At 65.5% G+C, this 1,614-nt stretch carries 2 protein-coding genes; both read right to left on the bottom strand.

Annotated elements, in window-relative coordinates; all coding sequences use genetic code 11:
* A partial coding sequence (locus tag EN914_RS34735; protein ID WP_127389655.1) for a pyridoxal-phosphate dependent enzyme occupies positions 1 to 353 on the bottom strand: 353 nt, incomplete at its 3' end.
* Positions 354 to 392: 39 nt separating this feature from the next.
* A partial coding sequence (gene lysA / locus EN914_RS34740; RefSeq protein WP_127389656.1) for a diaminopimelate decarboxylase occupies positions 393 to 1,614 on the bottom strand: 1,222 nt, incomplete at its 5' end.

The raw sequence follows: 1,614 nt of genomic DNA on the forward strand, positions 1-1,614 counted from the left end.
CCATAGGAGCGGATCCGTTCCAGCTTGGCCGCCGGGCTCACTTCGGGAACGAAGATGGTCGCCTTGTGGCCAAGCCGCATGGCGGCATAGGCGACGGCCGCGCCATGGTTGCCGCCCGATGCTGCGACGACACCGGCCTTTGGGACCGCACGCTCCAGCAGGTTGGTGAAGGCGCCGCGCGCCTTGAACGAGCCGGAATGCTGCAGGCATTCGAGCTTCAGGTCGACGGCCAGCGGCGGCCGATCGAAGTCGGCCATGTCGACGCGCAGCACCGGCGTGTGCCTGATATAGGGGCGGATGCGCGGTTCCATCGCGGCAATGCGCTCGCGTGTGACGGTGATGCCGTTCGTCATGATTGCTCCCTGTGACGGGTCGGTGTGTTTCCGGCGCTTCTATGCAAGCCAGTCGGGCACGGAATCCAGCCCGATCAGGTCGTCATAGGTCAGGCGTGGGCGCACGACGTGGAACCGGTCGCCGTCGACCAGCACTTCCGGAACCAGCAAGCGGGTGTTGTAGGTACCGGCCTGCACCGCGCCATAGGCGCCCGCGGTGGAGACGGCAATCAGGTCGCCGGCCTTCAGCCTGGGCAGATCGCGGTCCAGGCCGATATAATCGCCGGTCTCGCAGACCGGGCCGACGACGTCGACCATCATGCGCGGCGTGTCCGCCGGCGGCTGCACGACCGGACGGATATCGTGGAAGGCATCGTAGAGCGTCGGCCGGATGAGATCGTTCATGGCGGCGTCGACGACGAGGAAGTTCTTGGCGTCGCCTTCCTTTACGAAGATCACTTCCGAGACGAGGATACCGGCATTGCCTACGATCAGCCGGCCCGGCTCGAACATTACCTTCAGCCCGAGCTTGGTGACATGCTTCCTGACGATCTGGGCATAGGCATCGGGCAGCGGCGGCGGGTTGTTGTCGACGCGATAGGGGATGCCGAGGCCGCCGCCGAGGTCGATATGCTCGATGGCATGGCCGTCCGCCCGCAGCGCGCCGACCAGATCGACAAGCAGGGCGAAGGCGTCGTCGAAGGGCTGCAGCTCGGTGATCTGGCTGCCGATATGGGTGTCGATGCCGGTGATCCTGATGCCGGGAAGCGTTGCCGCGCGGGCATAGACCTGCCGCGCCCGCTGCCACGGGATGCCGAATTTGTTCTCGGCCTTGCCGGTGGAGATCTTCTTGTGGGTCCTGGCGTCGACATCGGGATTGATGCGCAGCGAGATCGGCGCCACCTTGCCAAGGGCAACGGCTCGCGCCGACAACAGCTCAAGTTCAGGCTCGGACTCGACGTTGAAGCAGAGAATGCCGGCGGCAAGGGCAAAGTCCATTTCGCGCGCAGTCTTGCCGACGCCCGAAAACAGGATCTTGCCGGCCGGAATGCCGGCGGCCAGCGCCCGGCGCAATTCACCTTCCGAAACCACGTCGGCGCCGGCGCCGAGCTTCGCCAGCGTCCGCAGGACGGCCTGGTTGGAATTGGCCTTCATGGCGTAGCAGACCAGCGTGTCGAGCCCGGCAAAGGACTGGGCAAACACCCGGTAGTGCCTGGTCAGGGTGGCCGTCGAGTAGCAGTAGAATGGCGTGCCGACCTGCGCGGCGATATCTGGTATCGCC

Origin of the sequence: Mesorhizobium sp. M7A.F.Ca.CA.001.08.2.1, assembly GCF_003998455.1 — a bacterium.
Classification (GTDB): Bacteria; Pseudomonadota; Alphaproteobacteria; order Rhizobiales; family Rhizobiaceae; genus Mesorhizobium; species Mesorhizobium ciceri.